The following is a 21,720-nucleotide window of genomic DNA, read 5'->3' as shown; positions in this document are numbered from 1 at the left end:
GTTACTGCCCCTCGAAGATCGGCTCGCGGTCCTCGGCGAACGCGTCGACACCCTCCTGCCAATCGTCGGTTTCCATGCAGGTAAGCAGGGCGTCGACCTCCGCGGTCAGCGCGAGCTCGGGATCGTCCGCCCGACGGTTCAGATGTTCTTTCGCGAACGCGACCGGAATCGGCGCATTGCCGGCGATCTCACCCGCGAGGTCGGCGACGGCGTCGTTCAAGTCGGTCGGGGGAACGGTTTCGTCGACGAGCCCGATCTCTGCGGCCTCATCACCGCCGACACTGGCAGCGGTGAGCAGCAGTCGCTTCGCCGTCGCGGTCCCGACCCGTTCGGGAAGCCGATAGGTCACGCCCCCGCCGACGTAGGTGCCGATCCCGGCCTCGGGAAACCGCATCTCGGCGTCGTCGGCCATCACGATCAGATCCGCGCTGAGGGCCAGTTCGGCGCCCGCACCGATCGCGTACCCCTGTACCTTCGCGATCACCGGTCGTTCGTGGGTCTGGACCGCCCGACAGGCCCGCTGGGCGGCCCAGGCGTACTCGCGTTTCTCGGCGGCGGTTCGCTCGCGCTCGCCGTGGGCTTTCATATCCGCGCCGACGCAAAAGGCACGGCCGGCCCCCTGGAGGACGATGACGCGGGCTTCGTCGACGCTTGCCTGCTCGAGTGCGCCCATCACGCCTGTGTACAACTCCTTCGTGACGGCGTTGAGCCGGTCCGGGCGCGTCAGCGTCACGGTGGCGACGTCGCCGTCGAGGTCGTACTCGACGGCATCGGTCGCTGTCGGTTCGACAGTATCCACTCCTCGACCATCAGTGCAGTCCATAGCTGATCTTTATCTCCCTCGTCCGTAGCGAGAGGTGTATTAGTCATAATTTCTCCTAACTCACTTAGCTATTTCGGAGGTTTTCTTAAAATCTCGATTCTAATTCGGACTCGCCGTTAGAACTATATAGGTCCTTATCATACCAGTTGTCAGACCCATGCCTAACCGTAACATGGTAACGCGACGGACGGCGCTTGCGACGATCGGTGCCGGATCACTCGCAGGTATCGCGGGCTGTCTCGGTGGCGAATCGAACACCCTCCGGTTCCTCGGTTTCGGTGGTAACACCCAGGAGTCCCAGATGGAGGTCTTCCAACGCTGGGCCGACGATTCGGAATACGAAATCGAGGGGACGTCGGCCGGGGGGACTACGGAGATGATCTCGATGATCCAGCAAAACCCCGGCGAGTTCGACATCGTTGCACTGAACGATACGGGGATGGCGCAAGGACAGGAGGAGGGCGTCCTCGCGCCGATCGATCTCGACGAGGTGCCGAACTACACCGACAACATCCGTGACGGGGCTCAGGACCTGACGTTCCTCGTCGAGGACGGGGAGACGGTGGGGCTGATCCGCGAGAACGGTGCGACGGGCTACGCGTACAACACCGAACTCGTCGACCGCGAGCTTACGTCGTGGGAGGACATCAAAGCCGACGAGTTCGAGGGTGATCTCGCCCTGCTCGATCGGGCCGTCGACCGCTTTTCGAACTGTGCGGTCGCGATCGGTGCCGATATCAACGAGGCTGCCGACGACGAGGGCTTGCTCGAGGACGTGATCGCCGAGGCCGAAGCGCAAAATGCGAACTGCTTTAGCTACTGGTCCGACGGCGCGACGTCGATCCAGTATCTCCGCCAAGAGAACGCGACGGTCTGTGAGGCGTGGGGCGGACGCGTTCTCGCGCTCCAGGAGGACGGCTACGATCACATCGAGTACGTCATGCCAGAGGAGGGGGCGATGGCCTGGACCGACACGCTCGCGATTGCCGACGGCACCGAGAACCGCGAGACTGTCCACGAGCTGTTGAACTTCACGTACGACCGGGAGAACCTGCTCGACCTCTCGGATATGATGAACTACACGATACAGGTCGAAGATCCACCCGAGGAGATGACCGACCTTCCCGACTACGCACCCGTCGAGGATCTCGCCTTCCGCGACTGGTCGAAGATCCTCCCGCTGCAGGACGACTGGTCCGAACGGTTCCAGGAAGTCAAACAGAGTTAACCAACGATGCTCGAAGTCACCGGACTCACGAAGTACTACGGAGAGTTGCTCGCCGTCGACGATGTCAGCTTCCGCATCGACGAAGGCGACTTTGTCACCCTCCTCGGCCCGTCGGGCTGTGGCAAGACGACGCTGTTGCACATGATCGCCGGGCTCAGGGAACCGACGGATGGCCAGGTCAAACTCCGCGGCGAGGACGTCACCGAACTGGCTCCGGAAGACCGCAATATCGGAATGGCGTTCCAGAGCACGGCGCTGTTCCCCCACATGACCGTCCGGGAGAACATCGCCTACGGCCTCCGGATGCACGGCTACGATGCCGAGGAACGCGACGCGCAGGTCCAGGAGTTCTTGGAGCTCGTCGACCTCCCCGACCACGGCGATCACTTCCCGGACGAACTCTCGGGTGGGCAGCAACAGCGCGTCTCGCTCGCTCGAGCGCTCGCGTACGAACCCGATATCCTCTTGCTCGACGAGCCGCTGACGGGCCTCGATCGCGTCCTTCGCGAGGAGATGCGAGAGTGGCTGATGACGCTCCAGCGCGAACTCGGTGTCACGTCGCTGTACGTCACGCACGACCAGGAAGACGCCCTCTCGATGTCTGATAAAGTGATCGTCCTCGACGAGGGGGAGAAACAACAGGCGGCGCATCCCGAGACGATCTACGAACAGCCGGCCAACGAATTCGTCGCCACCTTCGTCGGCAAATCCACCACGTTCGACGGTACTGTCACGACCGTCAACGACCTGCCGATCGTCGAAACCGAGTCGACCCGTGTCGCCGTCACCGGCGACCACGACGACGGCGAGGACGTCAGCCTGTTCGTTCGCCCCGAAGACGTCGACGTCGAACCCGTCTCGGCGACTGCCGACGGTGGGACGACGACCGTCTCACAGACGGGATCGACGGCACCGACCGCGGCGGCGACTGCCGAGAACGCGTTCCCCGGCACCGTCGAAAAGGTTGCCAACCTCGGCAACCGGACCGAAGTCACCGTCACGCTCGAGAGCGGTGAAACGGCGCTGGCGAACACTCCACGATTCCCGGACATCGCCGTCGGTGACGAGGTGACCGTTACGTTCGACCCCGAGTCGGTGGTCGTGGTATGAGTTTCGTCGTCGAACGAAGCCCCGTCCCCGGCTGGCTCACCGAGCGGATCAGCAACCGCCATCTCGTCGCGGTCGGTATCGGCTGGGTTACGCTCTTTTTCGTGTTCCCGATCCTGTTTCTGGTCGTCGAGAGTCTCAACTTCGGTGATGGCAGTCTCTTCGAGGCCTACCGCCGGGCGATGGGCGGCGTCTACGTCGACGCGTTCGTTCGGTCGTTCATCTACGGCTTCGTGACGACCGTGCTCACGCTCGTGTTTGCGTACGCCCTCGCGTACTACCTCGTGTTCGTGAGCGACCGCGTTCGGCTCCTGTTGACGCTGGTCGTCGTCCCGCTGTGGGTCGCGTACATCATCCGCTACTTCGGCCTGCTGTTGTTTTTCTCGCCGACGGGTCCGCTCGGCGAACTCGGTCTCGAGATCGACCTGCTGTTTACGTCGACGGCGGTCGTCCTCGGGCTGGCGAACGCGTACCTCCCGTTCGCCGTCTTACCGATCTACAACTCGCTGAACGCGATCCACCACGAGACGATAAACGCGTCCCGGGTGCTCGGCGCCGGACAGTTCCGGACGATCCGCGAGGTCGTGTTGCCGCTGTCCACGCCGGGAATCGTCGCCGCGGGCGTCATCGTCTTCATCCTCGCGACCGGGTCGTTCCTCGGTCCGGCGGTCCTCGGTGGTCCGAACCAAGCGATGATCGCAAACGAGATCGCACGCACGTTCCTTGAGGCGTACAACATCCAACTGGCATCGGCGCTGGCGGTGATCTACACCGTCTTGCTCGTCGCGTTCATCACGGCGTTCAACGCCGTTTTCAACCTCCAGGAGGCGCTGGGTAACCTATGAGTGTGACAGCCTCGATCCGTCGAGCGAGTCTGGTTCGACAGGGCGCGTTGCTGGCCGTTCTGGTGGCTATCTACGCGTTTTTGCTCGTTCCCGTGGCGGTCGTCATTCTTACGTCCTTTACTGGACAGACCTTCCCGGCGATCCCCTACGACGGCATCAGCGTTCAGTGGTACGCCGAGTTGTTCGCCGACAATCAGCTATTGGGCGCGCTGATGACGAGTTTCGTCGTCGCGACGTCGGCATCGCTGCTTTCGGTCGCGTTCGGCACGGCCGCCGCCGTCGGCTTCGTTCGCGCCGAATTCCCGTACAAACAGCAGCTCTCGACGATCATGCTGTTGCCGATGATCATCTCACCGGTCATCACCGGCATCGCGCTGATCCGCTACTTCGGCATGGTCAACGTCTCGAGTGGCTACCCGGCGCTGATCATTGGCCACTCGATCCTGACAGTGCCGTACGTCTTCTTGCTCGTTCGGTCACAGCTGGTAACGTTCGACGAAGACCTAGAGCAGGCCTCTCGCGTGCTCGGTGCCGATTCGACGGTGACGTTCATGAACGTCACCGCGCCGATCATCTCGCCGGCACTGTTGGCCGGTTTTTTCATCTCTTTCGTCGTCTCCTTCGGCGAGTTCACCGCGACGCAGTTTCTCATCTCGCCGGGCTCGAGTACCGTCCCGGTCGAGATCTACACCATGTTGCGGACCGGGTTGACGCCGACGATCAACGCGCTCTCGACGGTCCTCGTCGTCATCATGGTCGTGGCAGCCCTTCTCAGCCGCTACTTCGAGCGCTAACTACTCTCACTCTCTTTTGCTCTGGACGGTCCGACGAACGCAACTCGAGGTCGACTGGCCGCACTCGTACGGACTGCTGTAACGATTTACCGGTGCACCCGCAGGGCTGGTCGCGGGTGCGCCGGAAATGACCTACAGCAGACCGTCTCAGTGATCGTCGTCGTGCTCGAGTGCCGTCCGTGTTCGCTCGTTGAATCCCTCGAGTTCGTCTCGCGCGGCTTCAGGAAGCTCGTCTGCGGGCGCCCGAAGGGCGGGCTGTGCGTCGGAGTCGGGATCCGGCCAACCGACGATCACACGCCCGACCATGCCCGTCGATTCGTGCGTCGGGTGATGGCCGTAGGGACCCTGCCCGCGCTCCGGTCCGTGACCGTGTTCGACGACCGTACAGACGTAGTCGTAGACTCCTGCCTCTTCGAACGTTCGCTGGAACGTTTCGCCCTCGGTTCGAAGGAACTCACTCGCCCACGGCTGGGCGCCGTCCGGGATCCGTCGCTCGCTCGCCGACGGGAGCAAATCGGCGTTGTCCGGGTGGTAAGCAACGGTATCGTGCGCGCCGCTCTCGAGCGTCCACGTTACCGTCCCGCCCTCCTCGATGTGAACCACGTGCGGGGCGAAGTGGTGCGTGCCGTCGTCCGATTCCATCGTCACGTCGATCCGTGCCTCCGGGTGGCCGAGTTCGTGATCGGTATCGTGGTCGTGGTCGCCGCTCGAGTCGTCGCCCGCGCCGCTCGAGTCGTCGCTCGCGTCGGTCGGCTGGGGATCGTTGCTTTCGAGACAGCCCGCGAAACCGGCCGCGAGCGCGCTGCCGGTGGCTGCGAGTGTCCGTCGCCGTGTTGTGGTGTACGTCGTCATTGGGACTCATCTCGCGTCTGCAGCCGTCGTCGCCGTTCCTCGAACTCCTCGTCGGAGAGGTCGCCGCGGGCGTACGCCAGCCGCAATTCCTCGAGTGCGGCGTCGGTTTCGCGGCCGGTTGGGCCACGAAGTGCGCGGTACAGCAGGTATCCGAGGCCGATCACGACGGCTAAAAACACGAGCCACATCACGAGCCACGGCCACGGTGTTCCCGTGCCACCCCACATCCCGCCGTCCCACATGTGACCCCAGCCCCACAGCCCCATCATCGGCATCATGAATGCCATCATAAGCAGCGGAACGAGGACGACTAGGGCGATGATAAGCAGCAGGCTCCGAAGAAGCGTGTTTTCCATGGACATACGAATTGATTCTCCCGGAAGTAGCATAAAAGCCCAGTTCTCCCCCCTCATTCGAGACCGTACACCGGCAGTATTGCCAGAGATGTTGACGGTCCTGTTGCCTTGATTACCCGATTCGTTGCTGTGATGGTTTCTGGAAATTCTCCTGATCGAAGCTGCGTCCACCTTCCCGGAGATAATCACCGCTTCAGGCCGGTGACGAGTCGTCGCCGGCCCGCGACGGCGGCGTTCTCCCCCTGTCTGGAAAAACATCGATGCACCCCGTCGCCGATACTGGCAAGCGTTACCTGCTCACACTAGCTCCGTCAGAGTTCGCCTGCTTGCGGGCTGGTATATGTGTGCCAGTGTACCACGCACTAACCCATGATCCCACGACACAGTCCGTTCGAATCCACGCAGTTCAGCGGGTGGTTCGGATGAACGCCGTCGAACGACACAAACAGGAGAAACACCCACTCGACGTGATCGACGACGTCTACGACTACGCTGCCGCCGACCTCTCTTTCGAGGAAATCGAAGCCCGCGCCGGCGACGGCGAGTGGGAGCGCCTGAAGTGGGCCGGTATGTACGCCCAGAAGCAGGAGGGCTACTTCATGATCCGGACGAAGGTTCCGGGCGGGAAACTCACCCCGGAACAGGCCGAAGTCATCGGCGAGGTGACCGACGAGCTCGCTGCCGCGCCCGAGAAGTACGGCGGCGAGGCGCAAAACGAACTCTGGGGTGATGCCTACCTCGACATCACGACCCGACAGGACATCCAGAAACACTGGATCCGCATCGAGGACGTGCCCGTGATGTGGGAGCGCTACGACGAGGTCGGCCTGACGACGGTCCAGGGCTGTGGCGATTCGGCCCGGAACGTCCTCGGCTGTCCCGCCGCCGGCCTTGACGATCACGAGTGCTTCGACGCCCAGCCGGTCGTCGAGGCCGTCTCCGAGTTCTTCACCGGAAACCGCGAGTACGCCAACCTCCCGCGGAAATTCAAGCTCACGATCACGGGCTGCGCCCACGACTGCGCCCAGTCCCAGATCAACGACGTCGGCCTTGTGCCAGCCAAAAAAGAGATCGGCGGCAGCTATCTCTACGGTTTCCACGCCCGCGTCGGCGGCGGCCTCTCGGACGGCCCGCGCATGGGCTCGGAACTCGACGTCTTCGTCCCGCCGGAGGATGCCGTCGAGTTCACCCGCGCCGTCGCCCAGACGTTTAAGGAACTCGGCGATCGCACCAATCGCGGCGTCTGTCGTATGCGGTATCTCGTCGAGCAACTCGGCCCCGAAACGTTCGAAGCGGCGGTCCGCGATCGCTGCACCGTCAACCTCCCCGAGAGCGGCCAGCACCTCACGGTCGGTTACCAGGGCGACCACGTCGGCGTCCACGACCAGAAGCAAGACGGGCTCCAGTACGTCGGCTTCAACGTGATCGCCGGTCGCATGGGTGGCGACGAGTTCGCGCAAGCGGCCCACGCCGCGAAGCGGTACGGTACCGAGGATGCCTCCATCCGACTGGCGACCGACCAGAACTTCCTCATTTCCCACATCCCCGCGGAGAACGTCGCGGACCTCCTCGAGGAGCCGTTCGCCGCGGATTACCAGCCCGACCCCGGCGCGTTCGCCCGCGGTGCTGTCGGCTGTACCGGCAGCGAGTTCTGTAACTACGCCATCATCGAGACGAAAAAGCGCACCAAACGCTGGGCCCGTGAACTCGACGAGCGCATCGACGTCCCCGACGACATCGAGGCCATCCGAATGCACATGTCCGGCTGCTCGGCGTCGTGCGCCCAGCCACAGATCGCGGATATCGGCTTCCGCGGCGAGACCGTCAAACTGGAAGACACGGACGGGCCAAACGACGAGGGAGACGACCTAGTCGAAGGGATGGACGTCGGTCTCGGCGGCTCGCTCGGTGTGGACAACGAGTTCCTCGACTGGATCGAACACGCCGTTCCCGCTGACGCCGTGATCCCGGCACTCGAGCACCTCTTCGACGCCTACGCGGACGACCGGCACGACAGCGAGCGGTTCTACGAGTGGTGTCGTCGCGTCGACAACGAGCAGCTCCGCACGATCATGCAAGACGCGGACGCGCCGGTCACGCGGGGGGTGGCCCATGGGGACTGACGGCGAGGACAACGCGCACCGATTCCCACACGTCCCCGACACCGGCGGCGACTCGTCTCCCATGCGAGCGACCCCGGGTCACGCTCGAGCGGAAACCGGTCGGACCGGTCGCGATGATCGCTGCTCGTCCGACACCTGCACCTGCGGCGAAAAAACGCGGGACGTCGACCAGCCCGTCGCCACTGATGGGGCCGGCGTTGCAAACGTTGACGAGATGGGCGACCTCGGCGACCTCGAGTTCACCGAGCCCGCTGAAGGAGTCAGTCAGGACGTCGACGACGGTGCACCCGACACCCGCGTCGGCGTTCCCGAGGGCGTCGACCTCGAGACTCCCGAGTACTCGATTCGGTCGCGGATGAACGACATCGAGACACCGGACGAGAAGACGTGGTTCATGGAACTGGACGAGGCCGTCATCGACGAGGGTCGCTGCATTCAGTGCGGAACCTGTGTCGCCGCCTGCCCCTCGGACTCGATCGGCGTCGGCGACGACGACCTGCCGAAACTCGTGAAGATGTGTACCGGCTGTTCGCTCTGCTGGGATTTCTGCCCCCGCGGCGGGCTGCGGTACGAGCGTCAGTGGAAGATCACCGGCGGCGATGACAACGTCAAGGGCGCCGGCGACCCGATCACGGAGTTCTCCGCCCGCGTCGACGAGGACTGGACCGACGCGGCCCAGGACGGTGGCGTCGTCACCGGCATCCTCGCGTCGCTACTCGAGGCGGGCGAGATCGACGGCGCACTCATCGCTACCGAAAGCGACGACGAGCCGTGGAAAGCAGAGAGTTTCCTCGCGACGACCACCGAGGAACTCCTCGCAAACGCCGGCACGGTCTACAACCAGACGCTCGCGCTAGGGAATCTCGATTTGAAACGGTGGGAACACAAGCTCCCCGACGAGTCGTGGGATGACCTGAGCCTCGCGCTCGTGGGCACGCCGTGTGAAATCGAAGGCCTGCGCGCGCTGCAGGACTTCGAGTGGGACTATCAGGACCAAAACGAGGGCATCCGCGCGGTCGACTACACGATCGCATTGATGTGTACGAAGAACTTCAACTACTACAGCCTCATGGGCGAGCAGTTGGCGGAGCAACGGGACATCCCGCCGGCTGAGATCGGCAAGATGGACGTCCTCCACGGCAAACTGCTGGTCTACGATCACGGCGGCGAACTGATCCTCGAGGAAGATATCGGAAACTTCCACGACGCCGCGCTCAAGGGCTGTGACGAGTGTGCCGACTTCACTGGGTTCTGTGCTGACATCACCGTCGGCTCCGTCGGCTCTTCCGACGAGTACTCGAGCGTCATCGTCCGCACAGAGCAGGGTCTGGACGCGTGGGAGCGCACCGTGCCTAAACTCGACTACCACGACCTCGAAGATCGGTCGGCTGTCGGCAAGCTCCAGGGCTGGGACAAAAAGAAGGCCTTCGAGAGCTTAGCGCGCCCGTTCGATCCCGACGCCCCGCGCTTTATTGAGTACACGGACCACGCCGAGAACTACGGGACGGCGACGAACCCCCACGATCAGGGCCGCTAACCGTCCGTCTCGGGCTCGAGCCCGGACGGCCCTCGACACCCCTCTCGCGGTAGCGGTATCGAGTTCGCTATCCCTGCAAGCTCACTCGAGGGAGACTCGAGTACCGAGGCGCGTGACGAGCCGACATCCATTAGTGACTCGTCCCAGTAGGGCCAATATGTCTCGTGGCATCGGCGTAGTCGGACGGATTCAGGAGCTGATCCCCGACTGGGCCGCGATTTTCGTCGCGCTCGTGACACAGTTGGGCGACGTCTGGTTTCTCGCCGTCCTCGTCGGTGGACTCTACTGGCTCTACGCGGACGAACGCGAGGACATGACCGTCATCGCTGGGCTGGCGCTGGCCGGGTTCGGGCTGATTACGACGCTGAAACACGTCTTCGCGCTGCCGCGACCGGATCAGCCGCTCGTCGCCCTCGAGGCGCTGCCCGTGGTGCTCCAACCGCTGTACGAGGTGACGGCGACGGCCAGCAGCTACGGCTTCCCGAGCGGGCACGCGCTCATCACGACGGTCGTCTACGGCAGCCTCGCCCGGCGCCTCTCGATCGGGACGCCGCGTCGTCGATTGCTCGCCGCGGTGACTGTGGTTACGGTCGTCTGTCTCTCTCGAGTTGCGCTGGGGGTACACTACCTCGTCGACGTCGTCGCCGGCGTCGGCATCGGGCTCGTCTTCCTGTTCGTGGTCGAACGACTGCTCGCTCGCTTCCCGACCAGACAGCGATCGATCGCGTTTTCGCTCGCAGTCGTCGTGAGCGCAGTGGCACTCGTCGCGAGTGCCGCCGATCCGGATGCCGTGTTGCTTCTCGCCAGTTCGGTCGGCGTCTTCGGCGGCTGGCACCTCACTCGAGCTAGATAGGCTGTTCTCGAGTCACCTGCACTGACCTGCGCTGTGAGCGTCGAGTCCCACGCGCTTATATCGGCCACTGACTGTCACAGGGGTATGGACGCTGCCCCGCAGATTCGACTCGCGACCCCGGAAGACGCGGCCGCAGTTCGTGAGATCTACGCCCCGTTCTGTGAATCGACGGCCGTCACCTTCGAAGAAACCGCACCGACTGAGGCCGAACTGGCCGCCCGCATCGACTCGACGCTCGAGACCTACCCGTGGCTCGTCTGTGAACTCGATGACGGTGTCGTCGGCTACGCCTACGCGGGATCGTTGCGAAAGCGCCGTGCCTACGAGTGGGTCGTCGAACTCTCCGTCTACGTCGCCGACGACGCCCGCCGGTCGGGCGTCGGCCGGGCGCTGTACGAGTCGCTGTTTGCGATCCTCGAGCGACAGGGATTCTGTGACGCCTACGCCGTGACGACGCTGCCGAACCCTGCGACGGTTCGATTCCACGAACAGCTCGGGTTCGAACGCGTCGCCGACTTTCCCGCGATGGGCTACACGCAGGACGCGTGGCACGACGTCGCCTGGTGGCGGCGGTCGATCGCCGAGAAGGCGGCCGATCCGGAGCCGCCGACACCGTTGCCAGTCGCTCGAGACGCGCCCGACTGGGGCGGGCTGGTTCGGACGGGGGTGGATCGGCTCGAGTCGTCGTAGGACCCCGGAGAGTACAGCGCCAACGCTTCGATCCACACGTCGTCCGCTCGAGCGTGCGCCGCCGTTCAGTAGCGACTATGGTGTTTCAGTCCCGCTGTTATGTGTATGACTCCCACGGAGTACGGAACCTACCTCGTCACGCAAGCGTCGCTGTCGGCGGGTCGGGAGACGACCGAGATCGTTCGGGCGGCGATCGACGGCGGCATCGATGCCGTCCAACTGCGAGAGAAAGGAACCGACGCCCGCTGGCGCTACGAACTCGGCCTCGAAGTGCGCGAACTCACTGCCAAAGCGGGCGTCGACCTGCTCGTCAACGATCGCGTCGATATCGCACAGGCGATCGACGCCGATGGCGTCCACCTCGGGCAGTCCGATCTGCCCGTCGCGGTCGCGCGGGACCTACTCGGACCCGAGGCCGTGATCGGCTGTTCTGCCTCGACGGTCGACGAGGCGACGCGAGCCGAAGCCGACGGCGCGGACTACCTCGGCGTCGGCTCCGTCTACGGGACGACGTCGAAAGACGTCGAGGCAGACAGAGCCAGCGTCGGTCCCGAACGGATCGCCGAAATCTCGACTGCGGTGTCGATCCCGGTCGTCGGTATCGGCGGCATAACGGCCGAAAACGCCGGTACGGTCGTCGAGGCCGGCGCGGTCGGGGTGGCCGTCGTCTCGGCGCTCACCGCCGCGGAGGGCCCGCGCGCTGCAACCGAGTCGCTCGTCACGGCCGTCGAAACTGCGAAGTCCGTGGGAGACACACCCCAACAGGATGGTTGACACACTGCCAGCCGACGTCACCGGCGGCGACCTCGCGGCGTCGCTCGAGGCGATCGGCGAGACGACGCCGCTCGTCCAGCATCTGACCAACACCGTGACGATGAACGACGTCGCGAACCTGACCCTCCACTGGGACGCACTCCCGGTGATGGCTGACTCGCCGGGTGACGCGGGCGAGATGGCCGCCGGCGCGGCCGCGCTCCTGTTCAACACCGGGCAGGTCCCCGAGGGGAAAGTCGAGGCCATGCACGAGGCCGGCGCAACCGCGGCCGACCGCGAGATTCCGCTCGTCCTCGATCCCGTCGGCGTCGGTGCGACGCCGACCCGCGAAGCAGTTGCCGAAGCCCTCCTCGAGGATCTCGAGTTTTCGATCATCAAGGGTAACTACGGCGAGATCAGCGCGCTCGCGGGCGTCGAAGCCGAGGTACGGGGCGTCGAATCTGTCGGCGAGTACGATGAAATCGAAGACGCGGCTCGGTCGCTGGCGGACATCACCGGCGCGACGGTCGTCGCGAGCGGCGTCTCAGACGTCATCGCCACTGGCGACGAAGCGATCCGCGTCACGGCTGGCCACGAACGGCTCTCCGAGGTCGTCGGCACCGGCTGTATGCTCGGTGCGACGCTCGCGACGTTCCGCGGCGCGCTGGAGGACGCCGCGACGGCCGCCGTTCACGGCACGCTCGCGTTCGGGATCGCGGGCGAGCGCGCGGCCGAGATGGCCCACAACGGGCCCGAAAGCTACCGCACGAACTTCCACGACGCCGTCGCCGGACTCTCGCCGACCGTCGTCGCTGATCTCGAACTCGAGGATCGGATCGAACGCGTCGACTGACCCAGTCTCTCACAGCCGCGACTAGTGAAATCGTTTTATCATCAGCCGGTGAACGTCACGTATGGCTCGAGAACAGCTCGAAGACGCCGCCGAAACGCTACAGGACGCAGCCGACGTTGCGGCCGAGGACGCCGTCCGCGACCGCCTCGAGACGCAGTCGGATCAGTTCGCAACGCTGGCCGAGGCCGACCGCGGGCCGGACCACGGCACGCTCGCTCGCCACGAACACATCCTCACCGAAATCGCGGACGATGCGGGTGGCGACGTCGCGTCCCACGTCGAGGACGCCCTCGAGTCGGTTCGGGCGTTCCGCGAGACGGTCGAGGGCGTGTAGCAACTCGGAAAAACAGCGTCGACCCGATCAGCAGACGGGTTTCGGATTCGCGCCCATCGCCTCGAGGTTCTCGACGTACTCGTCGTAGGCGGCCTCAATCGCGCCCGCCGCAGCCGTCTGCGCGCGCTCGTAGTCGTCGTCGGTCTCGCAGACGTCCTCGAGGAGGGCCTGTGCGCGCTCGAGTTGGTCGTCCAGGTCCGTGCCGAACTCCCGGAAGACGTTGGCGGTCTGGGGATCGGCGTCGCCGACGAAGTAGCCGACGACCTGCTCTTTCGAGCGCTTGCTCGCGAGGATGCGGCCGATAAAGGCCCCGGTGCGCTCGACCGTCGACTCGAGGCCGCGCAGGTACTCGTGGAGGTTCGGCACGTCGTCCGGCTCGAACTCCTCGACGCCGAGATGGTCGAGAACAGTCTCGTAGTGGCCTCGTTCCTCCGTTGCCGTGGTGTCGAAGGCGTTGCGAGCCCCGTCGTGGTCGTCGCTGTCGGCCCACTGTGTGAACGTCGTCCATGCTGCGTGTTCGGCGGTGGCAGTCGCACGGAGGACAGGCTCGGTGTCGATGTCGCCGCCAGTGTCGGCATACAGCGACTTCGAGGAACCGAGTCGCGAAAGTGCGGTCTGGTTGTCTTCCCGTACAGCATCGACGAATGTCTCGGAATCGGTCATAGCGGGCTTTTCGGCCGGCCTCGAGTTAGCTCTGTCGCGATATGGGCGTCGCCGTTGCCGACGTGTATGGGGTGGCTGATAGCCTGTCGATACGCTCGTGGATAGGGTCCCGTTACTCTCTCGAAGCGAACCGTCAACAGGGCATAACAATCACCGAAAGCCGAGTGCTATCGGTCGGAATGAAACGACGTGTGTATCTCACGACGGCCGCCGCGGCAATGGTGGCCGGCTGTTCTGCATTGAGCGATTCCGAAACCTCGGACGAGGACGGCAACGGCGACGAGGATGCAGTCGACGAGGAGTTGGGTTCGTTCGACGAGTTCGAAGACCTCTCGCAGTGGACTGTGATGGAAGGATCGCTCACCGCAGACGAAGAGCAGACGTACGTCGGCTCCCAGTCCGCGCGAATGGAAGCCGCAGAAGGCGACGGCCGCATCATGATCAAGCGGGAGTTCGACACGCCGCGTGACCTCTCGAACGGCTACCCCGCGATCGCGTTCGCGAGCGATCACACGGTGAATCCGACCGTTCAGCTGACGGACACCGATGGTGACCGACTGCTGCTCAAGTGTGCAGTCAATGCGGATGGTCCGTTCGTCCACCGCGATCTCGGGATCGTCGAACGGGTCGGCGAACCCGACCTGAGTTCGGTCGAACACACCAAGATCTCCGTCTGGGCCGGCGACCGCGAACTGTCGCTGTGGTGTGACGACTACCGCCTCGTCGGTCGCCCCGACACCGGGCGCGTCCTGTTGCAGTTCCCCGGCGGCCACGAGACGGTCGCGAGCGAAGCGGCCTCGATCCTCGCGGAGCACGACTACCCCGCGACGGTGTTCGTCAACACCGACTACGTGGATGGCGAGGATCGACTCTCGGTCGACGACCTCGAGTCCTTACAGGACGACGGGTGGACGATCGCCAGCCAGAGTGCCAACAACGCGTCACTCATAGACCAGGACGCGGCCGGGCAGGAAGACCAGATCAGCAGCGCCGTCTCGTGGCTCGACGACCACGGCTTCGACAGCGCCTACTTCTCGTACCCGCTCGACGGCTACGACGAGTCGGCGCTCGAACTCGTCGACGAGTACCACGACCTCGGCTTCGTCGGCGGCTTCGCGGGCCACGGCTACCTCACCAACGCGGCGCTCGCACCGCAGGCCGCCACCCCGGACGCCGACGAGGTGACCACACTGCTGGATCTGACCGCCGAATACAACACGATCACGTCGCTGTCCTACGGCACGCTCGAGGGCAGCACGCTCACGGCCTTCGAGGCGGCCGTCTCGAAGATTTCGGAACTCGAGTCCGAAGGCGAACTCGAGGTCGTCTCGCCGAGTGACGTCGCGTCGGACAACATCGCCGAGTAACGTCGTTCGCCGCCATCACTGACAGTACCGGTCGTTATTTGATGGCTGAGTGGATAGCCGTCGGCATGAAATTTCGTCGCCCGAACCGGTTTCGACTGGCCGACTCCGCACAGCAGATCGTCGGTGGCTTCCTGCTTGCGGGGCCGTTCGTCGTCACCGAAGAGGTCTGGGTCCTCGCAGCGGACATGACCATCTTCCATGCACTGGCGACGATCTGTGTCGTCGCCGGAATCGGTTACGCCGCGCTCTATAAGGCCGACACGACTCGAGACATCGACGTCGAACAGGAAATCGCTGGCGTTCCTGCGAGATTTATCTCGCTGCTGTGCGTTTCGTTTGGGTCGGTGCTCATCCTCGCGATGCTGTTCGACGCACCCGATACATTTCTCGACATCGAACCGCTGAGCGTCGAGGGACTGCGAATCACGTTCAACGCTATCAGTGTCGGTTCGGTGTTCAGCATCGTCGGCGCGGCGACGGCCGATACGATCTTCTCAAAGTAGCCAGTTCAGACGATACTCGACGGGATCGATCGAGTACGACGCTCCGAAAACGAAAAGAGATGGCACGTACTGCGGTTACGGCTCGCCGCTCAGTCGTTTCGTGGCTACGAGGCCTCGTTCGCTATGCTCACTCCGCCTCGCCCTTCTCGATCGGCGCGTTGACGAGGTTGCCCCACTCGGTCCAGGAGCCGTCGTAGTTGACGGCATCCTCGTAGCCGAGCAGTTCGTGCAGGGCGAACCAGGCGACCGACGAGCGCTCGCCGATACGGCAGTAGGCGACGATCGACTCGTTGCCGTCGATGCCTTCCTCGGCGTAGAGCTCCTCGAGGTCCTCACGCGATTTGAAGGTGCCGTCGTCGTCCGTCACGGCAGCCCACGAGATGTTTCGCGCGCCGGGGACGTGGCCGCCGCGCTGGGCGGTCTCTTTGAGGCCTGGCGGGGCGAGAATCTCACCGGTGAACTCCTCGGGCGACCGAACGTCGACGAGCGGAACGCCACGCTCGATCGCGTTTTCGACGTCCTCGCGGTAGGCACGAATGCTCTCGCGTGGACCGGCGGCGTCGTACTCGACAGCCGAGAACTCTGGCACCTCTTCGGTGGTTGGGTAGTCGTTCTCGAGCCAGTACTCGCGGCCACCGTCGAGCAGGTAGACCTCCTCGTGGCCGTAGTACTTGAACTGCCAGTAGGTGTAGGCGGCGAACCAGTTCGCGTTGTCACCGTAGAGGACGACCGTCGAGTCCTCACTGATGCCGTGGCTGCCGAGCAGGTCTTCGAACTCATCTTTTTCGAGGACGTCGCGGCGCGTCTGGTCTTGCAGCTGAGTCTCCCAGTTGAACCCGATCGCGCCGGGAGCGTGCTCTTCGTCGTAGGCTTCGGTGTCGACGTCGACCTCGACGAGTCGATAGGTGGAATCGTCGCTCTGGAACTCCTCGAGACGGTCCTCGACCCAATCGGCGGTGACGAGTACGTCGTTGGCGTAGTCGGTTGCCATACACGGTCCGAAGGGTGGCAGGGTCATAGGGCCATCTCAACCGGACAATTCGGACGCCGGTCGACCGTCCCGGAGACTGTTGCCGCTACTTTCCGTCGTCGACGGTGGCACGAGCCCCGTCCGAACTCGTCTGTCGGAGCATTCCCCGTCTTATCACCGATCACTCGGGGCACGCGTTCCACCGAAACGGAAATTACTGCCGCAATCTCGGTACCGAGGGGAGTGGTGCCGGGATCGGTGTGTTCTCGGGGGTCGCTCCGGAACGGTCACTCGATGGACGAATCCGTCGTCGTTTCCCCCGACTGGCTTGCGACGCACCTCGAGGACCCACAGATACGTCTCGTCGACGTCAGAGACGCCTGGGAGTACGACGGTATCGGACACCTTCCCGGTGCTGTAAGTATTCCCTTCGACAGCTATCGCGACGATTCTGACGTCGATCGCGGGACCCTTCCCGGTGCTGATGCCTTCGCAGCACTGCTCTCGGATGCCGGAATCGCTCCCGACGACACCATCGTCGCCTACGACGACACTCACGGCGTCTTCGCTGCCCGCTTCGTGCTGACGGCCCTCGAGTACGGCCACGACGACGTGCGCCTGCTCGACGGCGACTACAGCGCCTGGAACCGCGACCGCGAGACGACGAGCGCCGTCCCCGAGATCGAACCGACGAGCTACGACCCCGACCCGCTCTCCCCCGAAGAGAGTCCACTGATCGGCTTCGACGCCGTCGCGGACGCCCTCGAGCGCGGCGCGCTGTTCGTCGACACGCGCGATCGAGACGAGTTCGAGGAGGCCCGGATTCCGGGTGCGGTTCGGTTCGACTGGCGGGAGGCCGTCGACGACGAGACGCGCGGGCTGAAACCCGAGTCCGAACTTGAGGCCGTCCTCGAGTCGACCGGCATCACGCCCGACCGCGAAATCGTCCTCTACTGCAACACCGCTCGGCGGATCAGCCACACCTACGTCGTGCTCCGGGCACTCGGCTACGAGAACGTCGCGTTCTACGAGGGGAGTCTGACGGAGTGGCTGGCACGCGACGGCGAGGTCGAGACGGGGCCGGTCGCGAAGTGAGCGACTCGGTGACTGCTCAGACGGACTGCTGTAACTGTGTACCGCTGATCGACAGAACGGGATCGACGATTGGCGGCACGTGACTACAGGAGACCGTCTCAGAGCCAGTCGTCGCCCGGATCGTCGTCGGTCGCCTCGGTGTAGGATTCGACTGCGGCGGCGAGATTTGCAAGGGCCTCTTCGGGGGTCTGTCCCTGACTCGAGACGCCGGTGACTTCGTCGTCGGCGATGTGGAGGCCGTGGTCGTTTTCGCGCATCGTCACGTCTGCGTCCGCGAGTGCGTCGTACTCGCTCGGATCGACGTCCGCATCGGCGGTCATACGGAAACGTTGTCACGGTCGGTTGAAATACGCTCCGGCGCTGTCCCGGGTGGCGCCTCGCGCCGTGGAGCGAAGTGAACAGTAGAAAAAGCCTTTAACGACGTCGTCCCGTACATCGAGCAAATGGTACTCGACGATCTCGGCAGTTCTCTGCGGGGCACTTTAGATAAACTTCGCGGGAAGTCACGCATCAGCGAGGAAGACATCGAGGAGATCGTCAAGGAGATTCAGCGCTCCTTGCTTTCCGCCGACGTCGACGTCTCGCTCGTGATGGAGCTGTCGGACAACATCAAAGAACGCGCACTCGAAGAAGAGCCGCCAGCCGGCACGCCGGCGCGGGATTTCGTCCTCCGGATCGTCTACGAGGAACTGGTCGCCCTTATCGGCGAGTCGACCGAGTTGCCACTCGAGGAACAGACGATCCTGCTTGCCGGCCTGCAGGGGTCGGGGAAGACGACCTCCGCCGCGAAGATGGCCTGGTGGTTCTCGACGAAGGGGCTTCGTCCCGCCGTGATCCAGACGGACACGTTCCGACCCGGTGCCTACGAGCAGGCCCAGGAGATGGCCGGCCGCGCCGAGGTCGACTACTACGGCAACCCCGACAGCGAGGACCCCGTCGAAATCGCCCGCAAGGGACTCGAGGCAACCAGCGAAGCCGACGTCCACATCGTGGACACGGCGGGTCGCCACGCGCTCGAGGAGGACCTGATCGACGAGATCGAGCAGATTGAGGACGTCGTCGAGCCAGACACCTCGCTGCTCGTGCTGGACGCGGCGATCGGACAGGGCGCGAAAGAGCAGGCCCAGCAGTTCGACGAGTCGATCGGCATCGACGGCGTCGTCATCACGAAACTAGACGGGACGGCGAAAGGTGGTGGCGCGCTGACGGCAGTCGACCAGACCGATTCGTCGATCGCGTTTCTCGGGACCGGCGAGGAGGTCCAGGACATCGAGCGCTTCGAGCCCGACGGCTTCATCTCGCGGCTGCTCGGCATGGGCGACCTCGGCCAGCTCGCAGAGCGCGTCGAGCGCGCGATGGAGCAGACCCAAGTCGAAGACGACGACTGGGAGCCCGAGGACATGCTTTCGGGCCAGTTCACCCTCAATGACATGCAAAAGCAGATGGAGGCGATGAACAACATGGGGCCGCTCGATCAGGTCATGGACATGATCCCCGGCTTCGGTGGCGGGATCAAAGACCAGCTCCCCGACGACGCGATGGATGTCACCCAGGAGCGGATGCGCACCTTCAGCGTCATCATGGACTCGATGACCGACGCCGAAAAAGAGTATCCGAAAGCCATCGGTGCGAGCCAGATCGAACGCATCGCCCGCGGCTCGGGCACCAGTGAGGAGAAAGTCCGGGAACTGCTCCAGCAGTACAAGATGATGGAGAAGACGATCAAGCAGTTCCAGGGCATGGGCTCGGAAAAAGAGATGCAGCGCATGATGAAACAGATGCAACAGCAAGGCGGCGGTGGCGGCATGGGCGGCATGGGCCCGTTCTGAGACCGCTCTTTCCTATTCTCCGACCGAGTATCGATCTCCGTGCGCTCCGGGCGTGCCACTACGTTCATACGTTTCTAGACGTATGATCGAGTAACGATGCACCGTCGACAGTATCTCATGCGTGCCGGCGTCAGTGCCGGCGCGGTGACCACGCTCGCGGGATGTCTCGGCGATCTCACCGACAGTGATGACGACACGGGCAGTGAGGTCGCCGACCGAGCCGGCGAGAGAGCACTCGACCGCGCGACGGGGAAGTTAAACGAGGCAGCGCTCGCGTTGCGGGTCGACGACTCCATCGACGACCCGGAATCGATCGACTTCGATCCCGCGGTGCCAACCGACCTGATCGACGACGCCCGCGACCACCTCGAGACCGCCGCGGCCGAACTGGACGATGACCGGCAGGCCGACGTCGAGGACCTGCGGACGTACGCTGACGTCCTCGAGGGGCTGGTCGTCGTGACCGACACGGTCACGGACGAGACGCTCAGCGACGCCGTCGACACGATCTCGGCAGCGATCGACGAAGACGGCGATCTCGAGAATGCAACCGACACCCTCGAGACCCGAACGGCGACGCTCGAGGATGCACAGACGCGACACGACGAGGTCGTAGCCGACTTCGAGACGCTCGAGGAAGACCGGTTCGAGGACCTTGCACGGATCGACTATGCGGATCTCGAGGACGGAATCTCGACGCTCGAGAACGTCGTGGACTCGCTTTCGACACTTGGCGACGGCTTCGAAGCGATGCTCGCGGGCTACGAGGCCCTCGAACAGGGACAGACCGCCGTCGACGACGAGAACTACGAGCAGGCACAGACGACGTTCGCCGACGCCAAAGCGGCGTTCGAGGCGGCGACGACGACCTTCGAGGGAGACGAGAACCCGCCGAGCGGTCTCGTCTCATACTTCGAGACGGCGAGTTGCCAGAGCGACCACTTGGAGACCGTGGCGGCAGCGTTCGAGGACGGGGCCGCTGCGGCGGACGCCGGCGATCCGATCACCGCAGAACAGCGCCAGCAGGACGGCAAACGGGCACTCGAAGCCGCGCGGGACTGCTCACAGTAGCATCGATACACCCGTGGGGACGCGAGCGTCCCACCTCGGTCAGTCGGCCGTCGCTGCGTCCCCCTCGAGCGCCGCTTTCGGCGGCAACTCGTCGATGAGAACGACGGCATCGCCCTCGAGGACTGTCGTTCCATCACCGTCGACGACGGTCGTCTCGATCCGGTACTTCGACTCGCCGAGGTCGCCGACAACTTCACAGACGGCCGTGACGCGGTCGCCGATCGACAGCGGCGCGAGGAAGCTACTCTCCTGTGAGAGGTAGATCGTCAACCCGGGGAGTCGAGCCAGCGCGGCGCTGATCAGGCCGTTCGCGAGGATGCCGTGAACGATCCGTCGGCCAAAGCGAGTTTCGGCGGCGTACGCGTCGTCCAAGTGGAGGCGGTTCGTGTCGCCCGTGACCTCGGCGAACGACGCGACGTCGTCGTCGGAGATCGGTTTCGAGAACTCGGCGACGTCGCCGACGGAGACAGTCGACTCGTCCTCGCCATGGTACTCGAACGACCAGTCGTCGCGTTCGTACTGGGTATCGGTTCGAACCTGCCGTCGCGGCTTCCGGGCTTCGAGGCCCCCCGTCTGGTGGGCCAGATGCGGGACGTAGTAGGACAGCTCCGTCGTCGTGAGGATCCCGACGAGCGTGCTTGAATCATCGTCTCCACCGTCGCTGACGACCGGCAGGTGTTCGATGCCTTCGGCCCGGAGGAGTGCCACCGCGTCGACGATGGCCGTCTCAGGTGTAATCGTCTCGAGTGGGCTTGACATCACATCGCTCAGTTTGGTCCTGCCGAGGTCGGATCGCTCGCAGAGTTGGGTGGCGAAGTCACCTTCTGTGACGATGCCGACGGGGGTCTCGTCGCGAACGACGACGACCGAGCTGACGTGTTCATCGCGCAGCAGTCTCGCAGCGTCGGTCGCACTCGCGCCGGGCGAGGCGGTGACGACGTCGGTGACCATGATCTCCGAGGCAGTAAGTGACTCGTGCATCGCCTCGCAGTACGTGTTGGCTCCCTATCATCCCTGTCCCTGCCCGAGCGTGCGGGGACACGATCGGCGGCGTCACTCCGACACACGGCAGTG

23 protein-coding genes are annotated in these 21,720 nt (G+C 64.2%); 16 read left to right on the top strand and 7 right to left on the bottom strand.

The window, feature by feature from the left end:
• Position 1: 1 nt before the first annotated feature.
• Positions 2 to 823 (bottom strand): enoyl-CoA hydratase/isomerase family protein, encoded by an 822-nt coding sequence (locus GCU68_RS05215; RefSeq protein ID WP_152939588.1) that lies wholly within the window; start codon positions 821 to 823, stop codon positions 2 to 4.
• Between the two features lie 157 nt (positions 824 to 980).
• On the opposite strand from GCU68_RS05215, the gene GCU68_RS05210 reads away from it, so the two are divergent.
• Genes GCU68_RS05210 through GCU68_RS05195 form a run of 4 tightly spaced genes read left to right on the top strand, consistent with a single transcriptional unit; the run spans position 981 to position 4,797 of the window.
• Positions 981 to 2,051, top strand: a complete 1,071-nt coding sequence (locus GCU68_RS05210; RefSeq protein ID WP_227014943.1) for an ABC transporter substrate-binding protein — start codon at positions 981 to 983, stop codon at positions 2,049 to 2,051.
• 6 nt (positions 2,052 to 2,057) lie between these two features.
• Positions 2,058 to 3,161 (top strand): ABC transporter ATP-binding protein, encoded by a 1,104-nt coding sequence (locus tag GCU68_RS05205; protein WP_152939586.1) that lies wholly within the window; start codon positions 2,058 to 2,060, stop codon positions 3,159 to 3,161.
• Positions 3,158 to 4,003, top strand: coding sequence for an ABC transporter permease (locus tag GCU68_RS05200; protein ID WP_152939584.1), 846 nt, complete (start codon positions 3,158 to 3,160; stop codon positions 4,001 to 4,003). Before GCU68_RS05205 ends, GCU68_RS05200 begins: the two co-directional genes overlap by 4 nt.
• On the top strand, positions 4,000 to 4,797 hold the full coding sequence (locus GCU68_RS05195) for an ABC transporter permease (RefSeq protein ID WP_152939582.1): 798 nt from the start codon (positions 4,000 to 4,002) through the stop codon (positions 4,795 to 4,797). Before GCU68_RS05200 ends, GCU68_RS05195 begins: the two co-directional genes overlap by 4 nt.
• 147 nt (positions 4,798 to 4,944) lie before the next feature.
• On the opposite strand, the gene GCU68_RS05190 is transcribed toward GCU68_RS05195, so the two are convergent.
• The gene (locus GCU68_RS05190) at positions 4,945 to 5,649 is read right to left on the bottom strand and encodes a cupredoxin domain-containing protein (RefSeq protein ID WP_193565071.1); all 705 of its coding nucleotides are present in this window, start codon (positions 5,647 to 5,649) and stop codon (positions 4,945 to 4,947) included.
• Positions 5,646 to 6,011, bottom strand: a complete 366-nt coding sequence (locus GCU68_RS05185) for an SHOCT domain-containing protein (protein WP_152939581.1) — start codon at positions 6,009 to 6,011, stop codon at positions 5,646 to 5,648. Before GCU68_RS05185 ends, GCU68_RS05190 begins: the two co-directional genes overlap by 4 nt.
• A gap of 416 nt (positions 6,012 to 6,427) precedes the next feature.
• Here GCU68_RS05185 and GCU68_RS05180 point away from each other — a divergent pair, with 416 nt between their 5' ends.
• From GCU68_RS05180 to GCU68_RS05150, 7 genes are all read left to right on the top strand, one after another.
• The gene (locus GCU68_RS05180; protein ID WP_152939579.1) at positions 6,428 to 8,128 is read left to right on the top strand and encodes a nitrite/sulfite reductase; all 1,701 of its coding nucleotides are present in this window, start codon (positions 6,428 to 6,430) and stop codon (positions 8,126 to 8,128) included.
• Positions 8,118 to 9,665, top strand: a complete 1,548-nt coding sequence (locus tag GCU68_RS05175; protein ID WP_152939577.1) for a Coenzyme F420 hydrogenase/dehydrogenase, beta subunit C-terminal domain — start codon at positions 8,118 to 8,120, stop codon at positions 9,663 to 9,665. Before GCU68_RS05180 ends, GCU68_RS05175 begins: the two co-directional genes overlap by 11 nt.
• Positions 9,666 to 9,822: 157 nt before the next feature.
• Positions 9,823 to 10,518 (top strand): phosphatase PAP2 family protein, encoded by a 696-nt coding sequence (locus tag GCU68_RS05170; protein ID WP_152939575.1) that lies wholly within the window; start codon positions 9,823 to 9,825, stop codon positions 10,516 to 10,518.
• A gap of 84 nt (positions 10,519 to 10,602) precedes the next feature.
• Positions 10,603 to 11,208: a GNAT family N-acetyltransferase gene (locus GCU68_RS05165; RefSeq protein ID WP_152939574.1), complete on the top strand. Its 606-nt coding sequence runs from the start codon at positions 10,603 to 10,605 to the stop codon at positions 11,206 to 11,208.
• Positions 11,209 to 11,313: 105 nt separating this feature from the next.
• The gene (gene thiE / locus GCU68_RS05160; RefSeq protein WP_152939573.1) at positions 11,314 to 11,982 is read left to right on the top strand and encodes a thiamine phosphate synthase; all 669 of its coding nucleotides are present in this window, start codon (positions 11,314 to 11,316) and stop codon (positions 11,980 to 11,982) included.
• A complete protein-coding gene (gene thiM, locus GCU68_RS05155; protein ID WP_152939571.1) occupies positions 11,975 to 12,814 on the top strand; it encodes a hydroxyethylthiazole kinase in 840 nt (279 codons plus the stop codon). Before thiE ends, thiM begins: the two co-directional genes overlap by 8 nt.
• A 61-nt stretch (positions 12,815 to 12,875) precedes the next feature.
• Positions 12,876 to 13,148 carry a DUF7553 family protein gene (locus tag GCU68_RS05150; RefSeq protein ID WP_152939569.1) on the top strand — a complete coding sequence of 91 codons (273 nt, stop codon included), beginning with the start codon at positions 12,876 to 12,878 and terminating at the stop codon, positions 13,146 to 13,148.
• A 27-nt stretch (positions 13,149 to 13,175) separates the two neighbouring features.
• Here the strand turns inward: GCU68_RS05150 and GCU68_RS05145 are convergent, their stop codons facing one another.
• The gene (locus tag GCU68_RS05145) at positions 13,176 to 13,811 is read right to left on the bottom strand and encodes a rubrerythrin family protein (protein WP_152939567.1); all 636 of its coding nucleotides are present in this window, start codon (positions 13,809 to 13,811) and stop codon (positions 13,176 to 13,178) included.
• A gap of 179 nt (positions 13,812 to 13,990) precedes the next feature.
• On the opposite strand from GCU68_RS05145, the gene GCU68_RS05140 reads away from it, so the two are divergent.
• Positions 13,991 to 15,178, top strand: a complete 1,188-nt coding sequence (locus tag GCU68_RS05140) for a polysaccharide deacetylase family protein (RefSeq protein ID WP_152939565.1) — start codon at positions 13,991 to 13,993, stop codon at positions 15,176 to 15,178.
• A gap of 65 nt (positions 15,179 to 15,243) precedes the next feature.
• Positions 15,244 to 15,681, top strand: a complete 438-nt coding sequence (locus GCU68_RS05135) for a DUF2391 family protein (protein ID WP_152943597.1) — start codon at positions 15,244 to 15,246, stop codon at positions 15,679 to 15,681.
• A 127-nt stretch (positions 15,682 to 15,808) separates the two neighbouring features.
• On the opposite strand, the gene GCU68_RS05130 is transcribed toward GCU68_RS05135, so the two are convergent.
• Positions 15,809 to 16,672 (bottom strand): sulfurtransferase, encoded by an 864-nt coding sequence (locus tag GCU68_RS05130; protein WP_152939563.1) that lies wholly within the window; start codon positions 16,670 to 16,672, stop codon positions 15,809 to 15,811.
• 273 nt (positions 16,673 to 16,945) lie between these two features.
• Between GCU68_RS05130 and GCU68_RS05125 the strand changes: the two genes are divergently transcribed.
• The gene (locus GCU68_RS05125; protein ID WP_152939562.1) at positions 16,946 to 17,746 is read left to right on the top strand and encodes a sulfurtransferase; all 801 of its coding nucleotides are present in this window, start codon (positions 16,946 to 16,948) and stop codon (positions 17,744 to 17,746) included.
• A 98-nt stretch (positions 17,747 to 17,844) separates the two neighbouring features.
• Here the strand turns inward: GCU68_RS05125 and GCU68_RS05120 are convergent, their stop codons facing one another.
• The gene (locus GCU68_RS05120) at positions 17,845 to 18,066 is read right to left on the bottom strand and encodes a type II toxin-antitoxin system HicB family antitoxin (protein ID WP_152939560.1); all 222 of its coding nucleotides are present in this window, start codon (positions 18,064 to 18,066) and stop codon (positions 17,845 to 17,847) included.
• A gap of 123 nt (positions 18,067 to 18,189) precedes the next feature.
• Between GCU68_RS05120 and GCU68_RS05115 the strand changes: the two genes are divergently transcribed.
• Positions 18,190 to 19,575: a signal recognition particle protein Srp54 gene (locus GCU68_RS05115; protein WP_152939558.1), complete on the top strand. Its 1,386-nt coding sequence runs from the start codon at positions 18,190 to 18,192 to the stop codon at positions 19,573 to 19,575.
• A 96-nt stretch (positions 19,576 to 19,671) separates the two neighbouring features.
• Positions 19,672 to 20,646 (top strand): hypothetical protein, encoded by a 975-nt coding sequence (locus GCU68_RS05110; protein ID WP_152939556.1) that lies wholly within the window; start codon positions 19,672 to 19,674, stop codon positions 20,644 to 20,646.
• A gap of 39 nt (positions 20,647 to 20,685) precedes the next feature.
• Here GCU68_RS05110 and GCU68_RS05105 read toward each other — a convergent pair whose 3' ends face one another.
• Positions 20,686 to 21,627 carry a CBS domain-containing protein gene (locus tag GCU68_RS05105; protein ID WP_152939554.1) on the bottom strand — a complete coding sequence of 314 codons (942 nt, stop codon included), beginning with the start codon at positions 21,625 to 21,627 and terminating at the stop codon, positions 20,686 to 20,688.
• Between the last annotated feature and the right edge of the window lie 93 nt (positions 21,628 to 21,720).

Source organism: Natronorubrum aibiense (assembly GCF_009392895.1).
Lineage (GTDB): Archaea > Halobacteriota > Halobacteria > Halobacteriales > Natrialbaceae > Natronorubrum > Natronorubrum aibiense.
Note: the sequence above shows the minus strand (reverse complement) of the source record. Positions and strands in the feature narration are given on the sequence as shown.